Below are 17239 nucleotides of genomic sequence, written 5' to 3'. Positions count from 1 at the left end.
CGGCGAGCGACCGGACCGTCTAGGCGTGCTGGACGTCGAGCGAGAACTGCAGGTTGCCGGCGTCGTCGACCGCGGCGTCGAGGATCTTGTCGTCGAGCTGCTCGGCCGCGCCGGCGTCGAGGAAGACGGTCGCACCGTCCTGCTCGACGATCTGGTCCTCGTTCTGCGGTGCGGTGGCCGTGGCCACCGCCAGGCCGTCGGTGCCTTCGGCCGCGCTGATCCGGAGCGCCTCCGCGCCGGGCTGGGCCGTGATCGACTTGACGATCGTGGTGGCGTTGTCGGTGAGGGTGAGCATTGATTCGCCTTCCGAGATGTGGGCTGGTCACCTCCACCAGAACACTTTCTGCTGCCTCGTTCAAGGCGAGCCGGGTCTCGGCGGGTCCGGCGGAGCGGTTTCCGGGGGCCGTGAAAGGCTGGCGGGGTGCGCTCTGTGGTCACGCGGGTCTCGTCGGCATCCGTGTCGGTGGCGGGGGAGGTCGTCGGCGAGCTGCCCGCCCCCGGCCTGCTCGTGCTGCTGGGCGTCGGCCACGGCGACGGGCCGTCCGAGATCGCATGGATGGCGCGCAAGATCTGGGGTCTGCGGATCCTCGCCGAGGAGCAGTCGGCCTCCGACGTCGGCGCCCCGATCCTGGTGATCTCCCAGTTCACCCTGTACGGCGATGCCCGCAAGGGCCGCCGTCCCTCCTGGACCGAGGCCGCGCCGGGCGCCGTCTCCGAGCCGCTCTACCAGGCGTTCTGCGCCGCTCTGGGCGAGCTCGGCGCCCACGTGGAGCGCGGGGTCTTCGGCGCGCAGATGGAGGTCGCGTCGGTCAACGACGGGCCGGTGACGATCCTGCTCGAGAGCCCGTGAGGCTCAGGGCCGGGTCGGGAACGCGCAGCGCCGGGCGATGCCGGGGTCGGGGTGCTGGGCGACGTCGACGTCGGCCGCGCTGATGAAGCCCCAGGAGTCCAGGGCGTCCATGCCGAGCTCGTCGTCGCCCTGGGTGTAGTACCAGACGTCGGAGCCGGCCACCGTCTCGCCGTGGGTCCAGCACACGATCCAGCTCGGGTTCGACCGGAGCACCCCGATCGGTGCCCCGGAGACCCGCGCCCACTGGTAGACCATCGCGCGGCTCGTCGGGCAGACGTACACGCTGTCCCAGTGCCGGTGCAGGCGTACGTCGCGCTGGTCGGCTCCCGCCTCGGTGCAGCCGGTCGCCGGCGTCGCGGCCGCCAGGCTGGGTGCGGGGGCCGGCGGCGCCGCGGGGGACGGCTGCGCGAGCCAGACGGTCCCGGCGACCACGGCCGCGACCGCGCTGCCGATGGCTGCGACGAGGGCGGTGCGGCGGTGGCTTCGGCGGCTGCGGGGTGGCGGAGCGACAGGCTGCTCGGCAGGCTCCGCCGGCGTCGGTGCCGCAGCCACCGACGGGCTCAGGCCGTCGTCGGCCGCCCGCAGGCGCTGCCAGGTGCCGCGCCAGGTGACCACCGCGTCGCCGATCTCGGCCGGGTCGCGGTGGGCGTGGGCCAGGCACGCCTCGACGAAGCGCAGGCTGTTGCTCTCCGAGGGGCGCTGCACCGGGTTCGCGCCGATCAGGCCGGAGATGGCGGACTTCGCCAGCCCGCTCCCGGCCGACAGCGTCCCGTACTTCGGGGCGCCGGTGCTCGCATGGAGCTCGCGCAGCACCTCGCGGTAGTCGTCCCACGTCTCGACGCGGTCCAACCGTGCCGTCATCACATCTGCTTGCATCCCGAGAACCCCGCTGCCCGATGAGGAGTGTGCGGGTGAACCTATCGGCCCGTCGCGGCGCCCACCAGACCCTGCAGGTGAAGAAATCGCCTGCGTTCAGAACGGCCCGCCGGACCTTCCCGAACCGTTCAGAACCGAACTGAACGCGGAACTCGTTGCGGCACCGGTCGAGCCGCTGGTTGCGTCCCGGCACAGCACCACCGCATCGGGCGGTGGCCGCCGACGAACAGGAGCCGACATGAACCGCACCACCCAGCACTTCCGCCCCCTGGCCAAGCTCGCCGCGCTCGCGCTCGCCCTCATCGGGGCCTTCACCGTCACCTCGGCCGTCGCTCCGGCGTACGCGGGAACGGTGAACGGCTGCCCGGCCGGCGACGTCTGCGTCTACCCGGGCGCCTCCTGGAACAACGGGGTCCCGCAGCTCGCGTGGTCGGCGTACGGCGCCCACGACCTGTCGAACATGTATGGCTCGCACCGGGTCTTCAACAACCAGACCGGGGGAGCGGTGGCCGCGACCTGCACGCAGTACGGCGGCGGTGGCTGCACCTGGCACGGCGCCGGCTGGTACGCCGACGTGGACCTGACCCCGGTCAACTCGATCGCCCTCGAGCCGGGCAACCAGTACACCGTCTTCCGCTACATGCAGTCGGCCGGCTACTCCAAGATCGCCGCGGCCGGTGTGGTCGGCAACCTGGTGCAGGAGTCCGGCGCCGAGCTCAACCCGTACGCCTCCGACGGGGTCGGCCACGGGATCGCGCAGTGGAGCGCGGGCGGCCGCTGGGACACCAACGGCAGCGACAACATGGTCTGGTACGCCGGGACGCTCGGCCAGAGTGCGTACGCGATCAGCGCCGAGGAGCGGTTCATCACCTACGAGCTCAACTACAACCCGTCGTACTTCGGCAAGTCGGCGCTGGCCAACGCGACCTCGGTGAACAACGCCACGATCGCCTTCCAGACCTACTACGAGCGCTGCGGCAACTGCCAGACCGCGACCCGCGAGTCCTACGCGGCCACCGCCTACCGGATGTTCGGCTGACATGCGCACCCTCGCCAAGGCGGCCCTGGCCGCGGCTGCTGTCGCCTCCGTGGCGACCGGCGGGCTCGGCGCCCAGCCCGCCACGGCCTCCACCTCGACGGTGCACGGCTGCGGCTCCGGCTACGTGTGCATCTACCCGCAGAACGCCGGCTGGAACGGCGACGTACCGCAGCTGAGGTACTACGACTACGGCGCGTTCAACCTCAGCAACATGTACGGCAGCCACTACGTGCTCAACAACCAGACCGGCGGGGCGTCGGTCGGCCTGTGCACGGCGTACGACGGCGGCAGCTGCACGTACCACCCGCAGGACTGGTCGGGCAGCGTCGACTTCACGCCGATCAACTCCGTCGACGTCGCCACCGCGATGCCGGGACCGTCCGCGGTCGGCGGGACGATCTCGCGCTCGGAGGTCGCCACGCGGATGCGGGACTGGTACCTGCGTGCGTTGCAGTACGACGCCAACGACGGCAGCACCCAGTGGGACCTGGGCGACACCCGCCACTACCGGCCGGACTGCTCGGGCTTCGTCGGCATGGCGCTGCACGTCAACGAGGACGAGAACACCTCGGGCATCGCGGCGGACACGACCAGGTTCATCAAGAAGTACGACCTGTCGGTGTCGTCGCAGCGCAGCGCCCTGAGCTCGTCCACGGTGCTGCGCGGCGACGTCTTCGACAACACCGTCGACGGCCATGTCTGGATGTTCGACAGCTGGAACAGCGACGGCAGCTTCAACTACTTCGACTTCGGAGGGGGAGCGAACGGCGAGCTGCCGCCGCAGCACATCACCGGCGCGCACTTCAGCAGCTCGACGCTGGGTGGGTGGCCGACCACGCACTACAAGATGTACCGCTACTACCGCATCACCGGCTGATCGCGTCGGGGCCGGCGAGCCGGCACGGGTCCTGCGCCCGTGCCGGCTCGCTACGCTCGCGTCGTGCCTCGGACGATCGGGTTGCTCGGCGACGACCGCGGCCACCGCAGCCACCAGGAGCTCAACGCGTTGGTGCCTCGGCTGGTCGCGGCGTACGGCGTGGTGGTGGAGTGGGTGCCGACGGACTCGGCGTTCGACATCGCGGCGTACGACGGCATCTGGCTGGTCCCGGGATCGCCGTACGCCGACGATCGTGCGGTCTTCGGCGCGCTGCGGGAGATCCGGGGGAGCGGCACACCGTTCCTCGGGACCTGCGGCGGCATGCAGTACGCGGTGCTGGAGTTCCTGCGGAGCGAGCTGGGCGTTGAGGCCACGCACGCGGAGTCGGACGGCTCGCGCGAGGACAACGCCGTCGTACCGCTCGCGTGCTCGCTGCAGGGCATCGAGACCACCGTGTGGCCGGTGGCGGGCACACGGTTCGCGGGTTGGGTGGAGGGGCCGTTCCGCGGCATGCACTTCTGCGGCTACGGGCCGTCGGGGGAGAGCGTCGCACTGCTGGAGGCGCGCGGTGTCGTGGTGGGCGCGACCGGCGAGGGCGTCGCGGCCGAGGTACTGGAGTTCCCCGATCAGCCGTTCTACGTGACCAGCATGTTCCAGCCCCACATCGGAGCGTCGAGCGGTGCGCCCATCCACCCGCTCATCGACGCCTTCGTCCGGGCGGTGACGTGCTGATCCGTGCGGCGGCGGCCGATGACGCCGAGGAGCTGACCGACCTCCACCTCGACGTCTGGGAGGAGGCATATGCCGACCTGATGCCCGCCACTGTGTTCACCGAGCGTCGCGCCGGGCGCGCCGAGCGGATCGCCCGCTGGCGCGAGATCCTCGGTGGTACGGCGTCCTCCTCGCTGCTCGCCGTGAGCGATGACGGGCGGTTGCTCGGGTTCGCCAGCACGGGTCCGGGGCGGGACGAGCCGCGTGCGGACCTGCCGGGGCTGGAGCTGATGGCGCTCTACGTCCGGGCCGAGGTGTACGGCGCGGGCGTCGGTCACCGGCTGCTCGTCGCCGCGATCGGGTCGGCGCCGGCGTACCTCTGGGTGCTGGAGGGCAACGAGCGTGCGATCGGGTTCTACGAGCGGCAGGGGTTCCGCCTCGACGGCGCGACCACGTCCGAGCCGTTCGGGGTCGAGCTCCGGATGGTCCGCGGGCCTGCCTCGTGATCCGTGCTCGGAGAGCACGGACGGGACCTCCCGGCGGCCGCCGTCCGGAGGACCGGCCGCCCGGGGCAGCAGGATGTACGGGACTGCTCCGATGTCGGTGCGGGTGCCTACAGTCGCACCATGGAGACGAGCACTCTTCTTGCCGAGGCGCTGGACGCCATCGAGGTGCGCACGAGGGACCACTTCGAGGCCGAGGGAGCGGCGATCCTGCAGCTGCTCGGGAGGTACGCCGCCCTCTGGCGGCACGACGTGGACCTGGAACATCGACGCAGAGAAGCTGCAGAGATCTGGGAACCCGACGGCACCTTCGCCGACTCCATGGTCGGCCCGATCGGGCCGACGGAGCTCGTCGAGCACATCAACGGCGTGTTTCTGCCTGCCTTCGCCGGCTGGCACCTACGGCCTGTCGGCACGCCCGTGATGCATGCTCGCTACGTGGCCTTCAGCTGGCAGTTGGTCGACCAGGGTGGCGCCCGCGCGCAATTCCCGGGATCCGTCGGCACCGACTTCGTCGTGCTCTCGGAGCGGGGTCGGCTCCAGTCTGTGACCGGCTTCTTCGGTCTCCGTCTCACGTTCGACTGAGGAGGCGCCTCATCGGGTGCGGCTGCTCGCAGTGCAGGTAATGGCTGAGATCGCCTCAGGCGTCGGGTGCGTTGCGGACGACGCCGTGCCCGTCGGCCGCAGCGACGCGCAGCGAGGCGATGCTCGTCGGGCGGATCGTGCGAGGAAGGCGCCGCACGTGCCGGGCGTCGCCGCCGTCGCGTCGTCAGCCATCGGCATCGGGGCGCCAGGTCTGTCTGGGGGAGTAGCCGGATCGACGAAGCCAGTGCTCGGTGTACAGGATCCGGGTCGGAGTGATGATCGTCAGGGGATCGGCCGGCGGCTCCTCGAGCGAACGGCCACGTTCGACGTGGTCGGCCTGCCACCTGACCGCCTCCCAGTACCCGTCGGCGGCCGGGTCGTCACGCTCCAGCGTCCGCGCGGTGCCGAACAGCTGCGCGCCGCGGCTGCTGGCCTGTCCCACGAGGGGCGCGAAGATGCCGGCCGACACGCGCGGGTCGCGGCGGAGGTTCCTCGACTTCACCGACTCGTTCCAGCTCGTGTAGAAGATCTCGAAGCCAAGACTGAAGTAGCGGATCGGCGTGGCCGCGGGGGATCCGTCCCGGTTCACCGTCGCGACGACCGCCATGTTCTGCGTGGACAGCAGGTTCAGGATGCGCTCCTCCAGCACGTCCCGAGGCAGCTCCGCCGTCGGCGTAGGACCGGAGAGCCAGGGGTTCGTGAGCGGCATGAGGGCGATTCTCGCAGCGTACGGTCCTGCGCTTGGGGACATGATGATCTCGGCGGGGGAGGAACGCGGAGGAAGTGATCATGCTGTGGGCATTGCTCCCGGTGGCGGGCGCCGTCGTCGGTTCTGTCGTGACGGTTGCGCTGCTGCGGCTTCGGACGACACGAGCGGCCGCTCGCGCCGACGAGCTCGTCGAGTCGGGCGACCTGCGCTGGTGGAGCCAGGTGCGCGAGCGCCGGACCGGGGGCGGATGGGGACTCAGCGGCGAGCTCCGGTTGGGGGCCGACGGCCGACTCGAGCTCGTGCCCGACCCCGCATCGCAGCGTCGGGGCGCGCAACCTGAGACGTGGTCGATCGACGCGACCGAGTTGTCCTTCGGGCCTCGCAGGCGCGACATCTCCGGCGTCTCGTACGCGACCCTCACCGTTCGTTCCAGGCAGACGGGGCGAACGCGACAGTTCGGATGCGTGAGTCAGCGCGGCCGACTTCCGATCACCGACGAGCCAGGGGAGAGGCGCTCCCCGAACTAGTGGGCAGATGCGTTTCCATCCCGGTACTGGCCATGGATCCAATGGTCCGCAGGAACGTGCGGCCGCCCCGGCACCGGCACACGCTCCTCGGTCCACCCGGACGCCCCGAATGCCCGGTCGGCGACACGACGCCAGAAGGAGGCGGCATACGGATTCTCGTGCTGGAAGGCGATCGCCCAGGGACCGGGGTGTCGGGCGAGGACGTCCAGGGCGAGGCGGATCCCGACGCCGTCCCGCCGCGCCGCTGGAGCCACCCAGAACCCGCTGACGGATCGCTCGGCCAGGCCGATCCCGTCGACGAGGGCGAAGGCGATGGGCGCGTCCTCACCGGTGTTCGGGTGGGGCCGCCATGCGAGATAGCCGACGACGTCGGGGCGGGGAAGATCGTCGACGTCCTTCGCCTGGTAGCGACCGTCGGCGTACGGAAGGCCGTGTACGACCGAGGCGAGGTCGGCGCGGAACGCCTGCCACAGCCATCGCAGGATCGGAAGCTCGTCGGCACCGATGACGCGCACGTCGAACCCATCGGCACCATTCATGGCGCAACCACGTCAGATCGCAGGTCGGCGCCGAACACGAGCGCAGGACCGCCGTTCTTGTGCACTTCGCGCTCGAGGGTGAGGCCGATGCGCATCGCGACCCGTTGGGAGGCGACATTGGACGGACGAATGATCGCGACGAGATGCTCCACGCCGCCGTCTGCGGCAGCCGTCCGCACCGCAGCGGCGGCTTCGCTGGCATATCCCTGACGTTGGAGTGCCGATCGCACGTGCCAGCCGGCCTCGACGTACCACTCGCCCTCGACCTCCTGCATCGTCAGGCCGCAGTCGCCCACGAACTCCCCGGTGTGCGTCTCGATGACCCACAGCCCGAACCCGTGGTCGTCGTAGTTGCTTCGTGTCCATTCGATCCAGCCGGACGGTCCACGCGATCCACCGATCTGCAGGGTCGCGATGTCGGAGAGGTCTGCCTCGGTCATCTCGCGAAATCGAAGTCTCGATGTCGGGTCAGGAAGCACCTGCACACGATAGGCGGAGCGTTCTGCGTCAGATCCAGCCAGTCGGGAGAGGGGCTCTCCCGACACGGACTGACATAATGTCACTTATCGGCACTTTGTCAGGCTGAGCGAGAGGGGTTTGTCAGGCGCCTTGGGCGTGTTCTGCTCGATGGCCTTGCTCGCACCGCGTTTCGACATCCTCGTACGCCGTGGCGCGCAGCTCGCCACATCGGCCCGAGACGAGCTGGAGTCGCAGCTCGCGTCCGCGCGGAGCCCAGGCCGGGCCGGACGCTCGTGCCGACGACCGTTCGAAGCCCGGGCCGCTCGTCGCGCGACCTGACATAACGTGCTCCCCTGGTGTTGAGCGCATCCGTGCACCTGGCGAGTTGTGTCAGCGGGCTTCTGAGCGCAGCTCACGTCCGAGAGCGTCAGCCAGCGCCACCGAGGCCTCGATCTCGGCGGCCCGGATCGACACGCTCTCGACGTTGATGCCGAACGGGACGTCCCGGTGGCGACAGAACGCGATGAGCTCGCGTGCCGCCGCCAGCGCCAGGTCGTACGACGCCTGCAGCGTGTCGTCCGCGTGGCGCAGGTCGTTCTCGATCCAGCGCGGGACGTCGACGCCGAGCCACTGCAGGAACTCCAGGGTCTTGGTGGAGCCGCACACCGAGAACGTGAACACGATCGGGACCGGAGCCAGGCCGCGCGCCTCGCACTCGTAGCGGTAGTCGGAGACGAGGTCCTTCGCGGCGTTGACGTCGTAGACGACCTGGGTGACGAAGAACGAGCAGCCGGCGTCCTGCTTGGCGATCAGCCGCAGGTGCTCCTCGCCCCGGCGGGTGTGCCGCTCCGGGATCGCGACGCCGCCGAGCAGCAGGTCGGGCCGGGCCTCGCCGTGCAGTTGCTGGGCCCGCGCCAGCGAGGTCGCGGAGTGCTTCTCGCGCGACGATGCGCCGACGAAGACGGTGAGCGCGCGGGCGGCGTCCTGGGCGTCGAGCCAGGACAGCAGGTCGGCCTCGTCGTACTTCCCGACCGCGCGGTAGACCACGACCGGGGTGCGCCAGCCGGCGAGGTTGCGAGCCAGGTACGCCGCCGGGTCCATCGTCGGCAGGAACGGGAACGGCCGCTCCTCGGGATTGCGGTCGCTCTCGTCGTCGATGTCGTAGAGCACCAGGCCGTCCAGGCTCAACGCCGAGAGCCGCTTCGCGGTGGCGTCGGCGATCTCCTGCGCGCGCTCCGCCGAGACCGCGACCCGCGGGGGCGTCAGCGCGAAGAGGAGGAACTCACTCCCCCGCGCGCGAATCGTCTGAGCCAGGTCCATGCCCCGACGTTAGCCAACAGCGGGCCCCGTCCGGCATAGAGCGCGCCCGGGCGCGGTTGCACCCGACGTGCCCGACCTCGACACGCTCTCCCGGTTCGCCCGGGAGCGCTTCAGCCCGACCCGGTACGACGCTCGCCACGTGGTGACCGACCGCGAGGTCGATTCCCTGCTCGACGCCGCCCGGCTGGCGCCGTCCGCCGGGAACTCCCAGCCCTGGGCGTTCGTCGTGGGGATCCGCGGCGACGAGGTGCACCGCCGGCTGGTGCGGCACCTGGCGCGCAGCTCGTCGGCGTGGGCTCCGGACGCCGGTGTGCTCATCGCCAACCTGAGCCAGCGCCGCGTCGAGGGCACCGACCTGGAGTACTCCGAGTTCGCGCACTACGACCTCGGCCAGGCCGTCGCGCACCTGACGTTCCAGGCGCACGCGCTGGGTCTCGCGGTCCACCAGTTCCGCGCGTTCGACCGGGACGGCGTCGCGGCGGAGTTCGGCGTACCTCCGCACTGGGAGGTGACCAGCATGGCCGCGGTCGGGCTGCCGCTGGGTGCGGCCGTGACGCACGCCGGCACCGGGACGAGCCGCGAGCGTCGTACCCGGACCGACGTCACCTGGTGCCGGTCCGACTGACCGCTGCTGCTCAGCCGGGATCACGCGGCCGACGGCATCACGCCCGGGACCGGGCGCGGTACACATGCGCAGTGGTCGCCGCACGGCAGGTAGCTGTGCGCGGCGTGTCCGCACAGGTCGCACGGGCGGTCGTGCGAGAGGTGGATCGTGGCGGTCTGAACGGTGTCCCACATGACGGCCTCCTGCGTCGTCTCGTTGCCTTCATGAGTACGACGAAGCGGGGAGCCCGATTTCGACAGCTCCCCCGGAGCCCGCCGGGGCTACTGCAGGATCTGGTAGCTGTAGATCACCTTGATGGTCTTGACGTCGTAGCGGCTGTGGGCCAGCGCGGCGATGCCCCACATGATGCGGCGGTCCGAGCGGAGCATCTGGCTCGCGGCGACCGCCGGGGTCGTGTGCCAGGCGCGCGCCGGACCCAGGAGCGCCGTGCCGGCGCCGATGGCGCCGACCGACCGGCTGAGCGGGACGAAGCCCACCGCGCCGCCCCGCTTGACGGCACCGCTGTAGACCGAGAAGCGCACCTTGCCGGGCCGGAAGGCGGCAGGCAGCGTCACGCCGTGGATCGTGGTGATGTCGCCGGCACCGTTGGAGGTACGCCGGCAGCGGGCCAGGCTGTAGTAGCCGAGCGATCCGGCACCGAGCATCTTCCCCGGCTTGCGGAGCGTGGAGCAGGCGCCGACCTGCTTGTCCTTCAGCGAGCCGGAGGCCGACAGCGACTTGGTCCAGGTCTTCGAGACGAGCCGCTTGGCCGAGACGGCGAACTGCCAGCCGGCGGACCCGGAGATCGGGTCGGTGCCGTTGTCGGCCATCACCCGCGGGAAGTAGTCGCCCGCGCCCGCGAGCGCCCCCGCGTCCGTCCGGCCGTTCCAGGTGTACGTCGTGGTGGCCGGATCGAGCGTCAGGGTGCGGACCGCCTGCGGGTCGAGCCCGGGCACGATCTTCATCACCTCGAGCGTCAGGCCGACCGGCTGCGGCGAGACGGTCCAGGTGAACTTGATCGTGTCCACGTAGCCGTCGGGCGCCGGGTAGACGGTGTCCACCGAGTTGTAGTCGAAGGTGACCTCGGGTGGGACGGCGTGCGCCGGTGCGGAGACCAGCACGGACAACAGGGCAGCCGCGGCGACCGCCAGCACTCGGTACCTCATCGGACCCTCCCCAGGATCGTGCCGGCCCCCACCGAGCCGGACGAGGCAGTGTAGATGGCGGAACGCCGTATCCCCCTGTCCGCGATGATGGGGCCATGCCCGAGGCCCCCACCACGCCCGTCATCGCGATCTGCGCGCCGGAGCACGCCGACATCCTCGACCGGGAGTTCTCCCGGTACGCCGGGGACTACGACATCCACTGCCACGGCTCGTCGGTCGAGATGACCGCCGATCTCGCCACCCTGGTCGCCCAGGGGCGGCCGATCGCGCTGCTCGTCACCGAGTCCGTGCTGCCCGGCACCACCTTCTATGAGGCGGTGTCCACGTGGCGCTCGATCATCCCGACCGCCCGCCGCATCGTCGCGGCCCACATCGACCACTTCCTGCGCCAGGCCGACGAGCTGCGGCCCGGCCTGGCGATGGGCAAGTACGACGCCTACCTGCTCATGCCGCGCGGAGCCCGGGACGAGGAGTTCCACACCGCGATCACCGAGCTGCTCTCCGACTGGGGCTCGACCGTGGCCGACCCGGAGGTCGCATCGGCCAAGATCATCACGGAGGGCAACGACCCGCTCGTCGTACAGATCCGTGACTTCCTGGACCGGATGGGGATGCCGTCGCACACCTACTCCCCCGACTCCGAGGTCGGCCGCCGGATCCTGGACCAGCTCGCGGCCGACGGCGCCGACATGACGCTGCCGGTCGTCTGGTCGCTCACCAAGGAGGCGGCCTCGGTCACCAGCGTGCGCGACGTCGCCGCGCGGATGTACGGCGCACCGCAGAAGGTCGCCGACCTCGGCGTGGTGGACCTGGCGGTCGTGGGCGCGGGGCCTGCCGGTCTCGCCGCCGCGGTCTACGGCTCGTCCGAGGGTCTCTCGACGGTCGCCATCGAGGCCGAGGCGATCGGCGGGCAGGCCGGCACGTCCTCGATGATCCGCAATTACCTCGGCTTCCCGCGGGGCATCTCCGGCATGCGACTGGCCCAGCGCGCCCGCGGCCAGGCGATCCGGTTCGGCACCCGCTTCTTCACCGGCTGGGACGTGACGTCACTGGTCCCCGGCGCTCCCGGGGAGCCCCATCGCCTGGTCACCGCCGGCGGCGACGTCCTCGCCCGGACGGTCGTGATCGCCAGCGGGGTCGACTACCGGCGGCTCGGGGTCGACAGCGTCGAGGCGATGGTCGGCAAGGGCGTCCAGTACGGCGCCGCCGCGAGCACCGCGCGCTCGATGACCGGCCGGGACGTGTACGTCGTCGGCGGCGGCAACTCCGCCGGGCAGGCCGCCATCCACCTGGCGCGCTTCGCCCGCTCGGTCACCGTGCTGGTCCGCCGGCGCGGGCTGGAGGAGACGATGTCGGCGTACCTGATCAAGGAGCTGTCCTACAGCCCGCGCATCAAGGTGCAGCCCTGCTCCGAGGTCGTCGGCGCGCGCGGGGACGTGGCCCTGGAGGCCATCTCGATCCGCGACGTCGAGACGGGGAACGTGCGCGACGTGGCCTGCGACGGGCTCTACCTGCTGCTCGGCGCCCAGCCCAACTGCGACTGGCTGCCCGACGCGATCTGCTTCGACGACCGGGGCTACGTGCAGACCGGCAGGGACGTGCCGACCGACCACTGGATCGACGGCAGGCCGCCGGAGAGCCTGGCGACCTGCCTGCCGGGCATCTTCTGCGTCGGCGACATCCGCGCCGGGTCGATGAAGCGGGTCGCGTCGGCGTCGGGTGAGGGCGCGTCCGTCGTACCGCTGGTGCACCAGTACCTGGCCGATCACTAGTCCAGGCAGAACTCGTTGCCCTCAGGGTCCTGCATCACGATGAAGCCCTGGTCCATCGCGCCGGCCTCGGTCCGCTGCTGACGCGTCGCCCCGAGCGCAACGAGGCGTGCGCACTCGGCCTCCAGGGCCTCCATCCGGTCCTCACCCGACAGCCCGGGCGCAGCGCGCACGTCGAGGTGGAGCCGGTTCTTGACCACCTTGTCCTCAGGCACCTGCTGGAAGAAGATCCGCGGGCCCCGGCCGGTCGGGTCCTGGATCGCCGAGCGTGCGTTCCACTCGGCGCGAGGCACGCCGACGCGCTCCAGGAAGACGTCCCACGCGGCGAGCGGGTCGTCGCCCTCGACGACCTCCATGCCCGGTGGCGCGGGGATCACGTAGCCGAGGACGGCGCACCAGAACCGCGACAGGGAGCGCGGGTCGTGGCAGTCGACGGTGACCTGGACCTGACGGAGCGGGGTGTCCATGCCGCCATCAGACCACCGCGCGCCGACAACCGGGGCCGGGGTCAGGCGACGACGTAGTCCTCCAGCGGGAAGGACCCGGCCTCGCGGAAGGCGTTGATCGTGGAGGTGGGCCGCAGCAGGGTCGCCTCACCGTGCTGGTTGAAGTAGTAGCTGCGCGACGTGGCGCAGCTGCCGAGGGTGAAGACGCTGTCGCCCAGCTTCTCGGTCATCCGGTCCAGGAAGCGGGTGTTGGCCTCCTCGGTGACCTCGAACGTCGTCGCGTCCTGCTCCCGCAGGTGGGCCAGCAGCCGCGCCATGTGCCGCATCTGGGACTCGATGGTCGTGAAGTAGGACAGGCCGCTGTAGGAGTAGGGACTGTTGAGCGAGAAGAAGTTCGGGAACCGCGGGACGGTGATGCCCTCGTAGGCCTGGAAGCGGCCCTCGCGCCACCACCTGCCGAGGTCGCGGCCGTCGCGGCCGACCACGGTGATGGCCGGGAAGTTCGCCTCCCACAGGTCGAAGCCGGTGGCGCAGACGAGGACGTCGATGTCGGTGCGCCTGCCGTCGGCGGTGACGATCCCGCCGGCGTCGATGCGCGCGATCGGCTCGGTCTCCAGCCGGGCCCTGCCCGAGGCGAAGGTCGGGTAGTAGCTGTTGGAGAACGTCGGCCGCTTGCAGCCGAAGGAGTAGTCGGGCGTGAGCCTGCGGCGCAGCTCGGGGTCCTTGACCTGGCGGTGCAGGTGGTCGCGGCAGGCCTTGGCGCCGATCCGGTGGGCGATCGGGATCGACCCGTAGTGCAGCACCCCGGCGACCATCATCACCTCGAGGATCGACGTACCGACCAGGCGTGCGGCGCGCTGGGTGAGCGGCACCTTCGCGAACAGGCCGCGTACGACGCCCGGCACCGGACCGTCCAGCTTGGGACTCACCCAGATCGGGGTCCGTTGATAGACGGTCAGCTCCCCCACCGTCTCGGCGATCGTCGGGATCAGCTGGACCGCCGTCGCTCCGGTGCCGATGACGGCGACCCGCTTGCCGGAGAGGTCGAAGTCGTCGTCCCAGTCGGCGGTGTGGATGACCTTGCCCGCGAAGTCCCCGATGCCGTCGATGTCGGGCAGCTTGGGCTGGGAGAGGAAGCCGGTGGCGGTGAGCAGGAAGCGCCCCGCCACCTGCTCGCCACCGCGCAGGGTCACCAGCCACCGCTGCGCGTCGTCGTCCCACGCGGCCGACTCGACGGTGGTGCGGAACCGCACGTGACGGCGCAGGTCGTAGGTGTCGGCCACGTGCTCGGCGTACCGCTTCAGCTCGGGACCGGGCGCGAACAGCCGGCTCCAGTAGGGGTTCGGCTCGAAGGAGTAGGAGTACGTCGCCGACGGGATGTCGACCGCCAGGCCCGGGTAGTGGTTGACGTGCCAGGTGCCGCCCAGGTCGTCCTCGCGCTCGAGGATGAGCAGGTCGTCGTACCCGGAGCGCTTGAGCTGGATCGCGGCACCCATGCCGCCGAAGCCGGCTCCGACGACGATCGCGTCGTACTGGTGCAGGTCCATGTCGTCTCCTCGTGCGTCTCCGCGCGGCGGGTGGTCCGTCTGGTCCGTCCGGACTAGGAGGCGTGGGCGTTCGGTTGCGCCCACTGTTCCCCCTGCGGTTCTACCATCGGAGGATGGCCGGAGCCGAGGAGCGATCGATGTCACGCCTGCTGCGGGCGATCCAGGAGCTGTCGCTGGCGACCACGCTGGCCGAGGTGCAGGCGATCGTCCGCGTGGCGGTGCGCGACCTGGCCGCGTGCGACGGCGCCACCTTCGTCCTGCGCGACGGCGACCAGTGCTTCTACGCCGACGAGGACGCCATCGACCCGCTGTGGAAGGGCCTCCGCTTCCCGATGGAGACCTGCATCAGCGGCTGGGCGATGCTGCACCGCGAGCACGTCGTGCTGCCCGACATCTACCTCGACGACCGGATCCCGCACGAGGCCTACCGCCCGACGTTCGTGCGCAGCCTGGTGATGATGCCGATCCGCACGCTGGCGCCGATCGGCGCGCTGGGCGCCTACTGGGCCGACGAGCACGAGGCGACCGAGGAGGAGGTCGCGCTGCTGCGAGCCCTCGCCGACGCGACCTCGCTGGCCCTGGAGAAGGTCTCGGTGCACAACGAGCTCCAGCGCGAGGTCGAGCTCGCCGTGGAGGCGTACCGGCTCGCCCAGACCGACGAGCTGACCGGCCTGCTGAACCGTCGGGGCTTCGTCGCCGAGGTGGAGCGGGTCTTCGGGCGCGGGGCCGTCGCGTTCGTCGACATCGACGGGCTCAAGTCCGTCAACGACCAGCAGGGGCACGCCGCCGGGGACGCGCTCATCACCGGCGTCGCGCGGACGCTCGCCGACGCGGTGCGGCCCGGTGACGTGGTCGGCCGGATCGGCGGTGACGAGTTCGCGGTGTTCGCGGCCGGCGTCGACGACGTACGGCTGCGGGAGCGGATCGCCCTGGCGCTCGGGTCCGCGGGCAGCGTGGGTGCTGCCGCCATCAGCACGGCCGCGGAGCTCCCGGACGCGCTCCTCGCCGCCGACGCGCAGATGTACGCCGCCAAGCGCGCCCGCGTCTTCGCGTCCTCGTTGTGATGCCTGGTCCCGCCCGGCCGTAACGTGGCCCCGTGCTGCGCATCCACGTCCTGACCACCGGCGGAACCATCGACAAGGTCTACGGGATCTCCGGCGAGCTCGAGATCGGGCCGCCCAGTGTGGAGACCCTGCTCGCGCCGGTCCTCACCGACGTCGCCTTCGAGGTGACCTCGGTGCTGCGCGTCGACAGCCTCGACATGACCGACGACGACCGCGCCACATTGTGCGCGGCGGTGGAGGCGGTCGACGGCGACCGGGTCCTGGTCACGCACGGCACCGACACGATGGCGGCCACCGCCCGCTACCTCGACGAGCACCTCTCCCCCGCTGCCCGGGGCAAGGTCGTCGTGCTCACCGGCGCGATGCAGCCGGCCGCGATGCGGGTCAGCGACGCGGCGTACAACCTCGGGACGGCCACGACGGCGGTGCAGCTGCTGCCGCCCGGGGTGCACATCGCGATGAGCGGGCGGGTGTTCGCCGCCGGAGCGGTGGTCAAGGACACGACCCGCGGAGTGTTCGTCGACTCCCCCTCCCCCGACCTGGACCGGATCCTGCGCTGGGAGACGGCCGGCGGCGAGGCGACGCTGGTCGGGGGCGGCACGGAGCTGACCGTCGCCCTGCTGCGCTGCGACGGCGGCGAGGAGGTCGACCGGTTCACGTCCTCCGAGGAGGACGTACGCCGCCACCTGGGCACCGCTCAGGACCGCGGCCGCACGCCCTCCCCGTAGCGCTCGACGCAGAACGCCGCGAGCCGATCGGCCAGACCGGCCAGCAGCGCGGCCGCGTGGTGGTGCGGGTCCCAGGCGGCGTACAGGCTCAGCCGGAGGGTGCCGCGATCGGTGCGGATGCGGAGCGGGACGAGGTCGAAGCGCGGGTCGTCGGAGACGACGGCGACCCCGCGACCGGCGGCCGCGAGGGCCTGGGCCACCTGGGCGTCGGCCACCTCGACGACCTCGTCGTAGGCCAGGTCGGCGGCGTCGGCGGCCCGGTCGAGGAGCACCCGTGGCCGGAACTCGGGAGGCTGCAGGATGAGCGGGCGGCGTACCAGCTCGGCGACGTCGATCCGGTCCCGCTCGGCCCACGGGTCGTCGGCGCGCACGTAGGCGAGCACCGGCAGCACGGCGAGCGCGCGCGAGCTCACCGAGCGCGGCGGCGGGCGGTGGACGACGGCGAGGTCGGCGCCCGCGGCGATCGCGGCCGCCGCTCCCCCGGGATCCAGGCTACGCAGGATCGGCACCGGGTCGGACGGCTCCAGCGTCGCGATGAACGGCGCCAGCACGTCGGTCAGGGTGGTGGGCAGCACGGCGAGATGCAGGCGCTGGACCTGCCCCTGGCCGAGTGCGCGGGCGGCCTGCTCGAGCCCGTCGGCGTCCCGGAGCAGCGCCCGGGCGCGCGGCAGGAACTCCTCCGCAGCGTGGGTCAGCCGCAGGCGGCGGCCGTCGCGCTCGAACAGCCGCAGTCCGAGCTGCTGCTCGAGCTGGCGCAGCTGCCGGGACAGGACCGGCTGGGTCACGTGCAGGGTGGCCGCGGCCTGCGTGGCCGAGCCGGCGTCGGCGGTCGCGACGAAGTAGCGCAGCAGGCGCAGGTCGAGTCCCATGCTCCGGATTCTGTCATGTTCCGCGAGCATGGAAAACGTGCAGAACAGGTC

21 protein-coding genes are annotated in these 17239 nt (G+C 71.3%); 10 read left to right on the top strand and 11 right to left on the bottom strand.

Annotated elements, in window-relative coordinates:
- Positions 1–19: 19 nt before the first annotated feature.
- A complete protein-coding gene (locus tag ACYU8V_RS04795) occupies positions 20–295 on the bottom strand; it encodes a Fe-S cluster assembly protein HesB (RefSeq protein ID WP_460845564.1) in 276 nt (91 codons plus the stop codon).
- Positions 296–421: 126 nt separating this feature from the next.
- On the opposite strand from ACYU8V_RS04795, the gene dtd reads away from it, so the two are divergent.
- Positions 422–850, top strand: coding sequence for a D-aminoacyl-tRNA deacylase (gene dtd / locus ACYU8V_RS04790; protein ID WP_460845563.1), 429 nt, complete (start codon positions 422–424; stop codon positions 848–850).
- A 3-nt stretch (positions 851–853) separates the two neighbouring features.
- Here dtd and ACYU8V_RS04785 read toward each other — a convergent pair whose 3' ends face one another.
- A complete protein-coding gene (locus ACYU8V_RS04785; RefSeq protein WP_460845562.1) occupies positions 854–1711 on the bottom strand; it encodes a hypothetical protein in 858 nt (285 codons plus the stop codon).
- Positions 1712–1964: 253 nt separating this feature from the next.
- On the opposite strand from ACYU8V_RS04785, the gene ACYU8V_RS04780 reads away from it, so the two are divergent.
- The 5 genes from ACYU8V_RS04780 (at position 1965) to ACYU8V_RS04760 (ending at position 5441) form a co-directional block, all read left to right on the top strand.
- A complete protein-coding gene (locus ACYU8V_RS04780; protein ID WP_460845560.1) occupies positions 1965–2765 on the top strand; it encodes a phage tail tip lysozyme in 801 nt (266 codons plus the stop codon).
- A 1-nt stretch (position 2766) separates the two neighbouring features.
- Positions 2767–3642 (top strand): hypothetical protein, encoded by an 876-nt coding sequence (locus ACYU8V_RS04775; RefSeq protein ID WP_460845558.1) that lies wholly within the window; start codon positions 2767–2769, stop codon positions 3640–3642.
- Positions 3643–3705: 63 nt separating this feature from the next.
- Positions 3706–4374 carry a glutamine amidotransferase-related protein gene (locus ACYU8V_RS04770; protein WP_460845557.1) on the top strand — a complete coding sequence of 223 codons (669 nt, stop codon included), beginning with the start codon at positions 3706–3708 and terminating at the stop codon, positions 4372–4374.
- Positions 4368–4859 (top strand): GNAT family N-acetyltransferase, encoded by a 492-nt coding sequence (locus ACYU8V_RS04765; protein WP_460845556.1) that lies wholly within the window; start codon positions 4368–4370, stop codon positions 4857–4859. The genes ACYU8V_RS04770 and ACYU8V_RS04765 overlap by 7 nt, the downstream gene beginning before the upstream one ends.
- Positions 4860–4979: 120 nt before the next feature.
- Entirely contained in the window at positions 4980–5441 is a 462-nt protein-coding gene (locus tag ACYU8V_RS04760; protein WP_460845555.1) for a hypothetical protein, read from the top strand.
- A 184-nt stretch (positions 5442–5625) separates the two neighbouring features.
- On the opposite strand, the gene ACYU8V_RS04755 is transcribed toward ACYU8V_RS04760, so the two are convergent.
- From ACYU8V_RS04755 to ACYU8V_RS04740, 4 genes are all read right to left on the bottom strand, one after another.
- A complete protein-coding gene (locus ACYU8V_RS04755) occupies positions 5626–6150 on the bottom strand; it encodes a pyridoxamine 5'-phosphate oxidase family protein (protein WP_460845554.1) in 525 nt (174 codons plus the stop codon).
- Between the two features lie 523 nt (positions 6151–6673).
- Positions 6674–7216 carry a GNAT family N-acetyltransferase gene (locus ACYU8V_RS04750; protein ID WP_460845553.1) on the bottom strand — a complete coding sequence of 181 codons (543 nt, stop codon included), beginning with the start codon at positions 7214–7216 and terminating at the stop codon, positions 6674–6676.
- A complete protein-coding gene (locus tag ACYU8V_RS04745) occupies positions 7213–7695 on the bottom strand; it encodes a GNAT family N-acetyltransferase (RefSeq protein ID WP_460845551.1) in 483 nt (160 codons plus the stop codon). Before ACYU8V_RS04745 ends, ACYU8V_RS04750 begins: the two co-directional genes overlap by 4 nt.
- 370 nt (positions 7696–8065) lie before the next feature.
- Complete coding sequence (locus tag ACYU8V_RS04740; protein ID WP_460845550.1) at positions 8066–8995, bottom strand: methylenetetrahydrofolate reductase; 930 nt, start codon at positions 8993–8995, stop codon at positions 8066–8068.
- 67 nt (positions 8996–9062) lie between these two features.
- Between ACYU8V_RS04740 and ACYU8V_RS04735 the strand changes: the two genes are divergently transcribed.
- Positions 9063–9620: a nitroreductase family protein gene (locus ACYU8V_RS04735; RefSeq protein WP_460845549.1), complete on the top strand. Its 558-nt coding sequence runs from the start codon at positions 9063–9065 to the stop codon at positions 9618–9620.
- A 20-nt stretch (positions 9621–9640) separates the two neighbouring features.
- On the opposite strand, the gene ACYU8V_RS04730 is transcribed toward ACYU8V_RS04735, so the two are convergent.
- Together ACYU8V_RS04730 and ACYU8V_RS04725 are read right to left on the bottom strand one after the other, a co-directional pair.
- A complete protein-coding gene (locus tag ACYU8V_RS04730) occupies positions 9641–9793 on the bottom strand; it encodes a hypothetical protein (protein WP_460845548.1) in 153 nt (50 codons plus the stop codon).
- Between the two features lie 87 nt (positions 9794–9880).
- A complete protein-coding gene (locus ACYU8V_RS04725) occupies positions 9881–10765 on the bottom strand; it encodes a hypothetical protein (RefSeq protein ID WP_460845547.1) in 885 nt (294 codons plus the stop codon).
- A 95-nt stretch (positions 10766–10860) separates the two neighbouring features.
- Between ACYU8V_RS04725 and ACYU8V_RS04720 the strand changes: the two genes are divergently transcribed.
- Positions 10861–12537, top strand: a complete 1677-nt coding sequence (locus ACYU8V_RS04720; protein WP_460845545.1) for an NAD(P)/FAD-dependent oxidoreductase — start codon at positions 10861–10863, stop codon at positions 12535–12537.
- Here the strand turns inward: ACYU8V_RS04720 and ACYU8V_RS04715 are convergent.
- On the bottom strand, positions 12534–13001 hold the full coding sequence (locus ACYU8V_RS04715) for a VOC family protein (protein WP_460845544.1): 468 nt from the start codon (positions 12999–13001) through the stop codon (positions 12534–12536). The genes ACYU8V_RS04720 and ACYU8V_RS04715 overlap by 4 nt on opposite strands.
- A gap of 41 nt (positions 13002–13042) precedes the next feature.
- A complete protein-coding gene (locus ACYU8V_RS04710; RefSeq protein WP_460845542.1) occupies positions 13043–14527 on the bottom strand; it encodes a flavin-containing monooxygenase in 1485 nt (494 codons plus the stop codon).
- A 137-nt stretch (positions 14528–14664) separates the two neighbouring features.
- On the opposite strand from ACYU8V_RS04710, the gene ACYU8V_RS04705 reads away from it, so the two are divergent.
- Together ACYU8V_RS04705 and ACYU8V_RS04700 are read left to right on the top strand one after the other, a co-directional pair.
- Positions 14665–15591: a GGDEF domain-containing protein gene (locus ACYU8V_RS04705; RefSeq protein WP_460845541.1), complete on the top strand. Its 927-nt coding sequence runs from the start codon at positions 14665–14667 to the stop codon at positions 15589–15591.
- Between the two features lie 32 nt (positions 15592–15623).
- Positions 15624–16319 (top strand): asparaginase domain-containing protein, encoded by a 696-nt coding sequence (locus ACYU8V_RS04700; RefSeq protein ID WP_460845540.1) that lies wholly within the window; start codon positions 15624–15626, stop codon positions 16317–16319.
- On the opposite strand, the gene ACYU8V_RS04695 is transcribed toward ACYU8V_RS04700, so the two are convergent.
- Entirely contained in the window at positions 16289–17188 is a 900-nt protein-coding gene (locus ACYU8V_RS04695; protein ID WP_460845539.1) for a LysR family transcriptional regulator, read from the bottom strand. The two genes, ACYU8V_RS04700 and ACYU8V_RS04695, sit on opposite strands and share 31 nt — an antisense overlap.
- Between the last annotated feature and the right edge of the window lie 51 nt (positions 17189–17239).

Source organism: Nocardioides ultimimeridianus, assembly GCF_054777895.1.
This window is presented reverse-complemented; position numbering and strand designations above follow the sequence as displayed.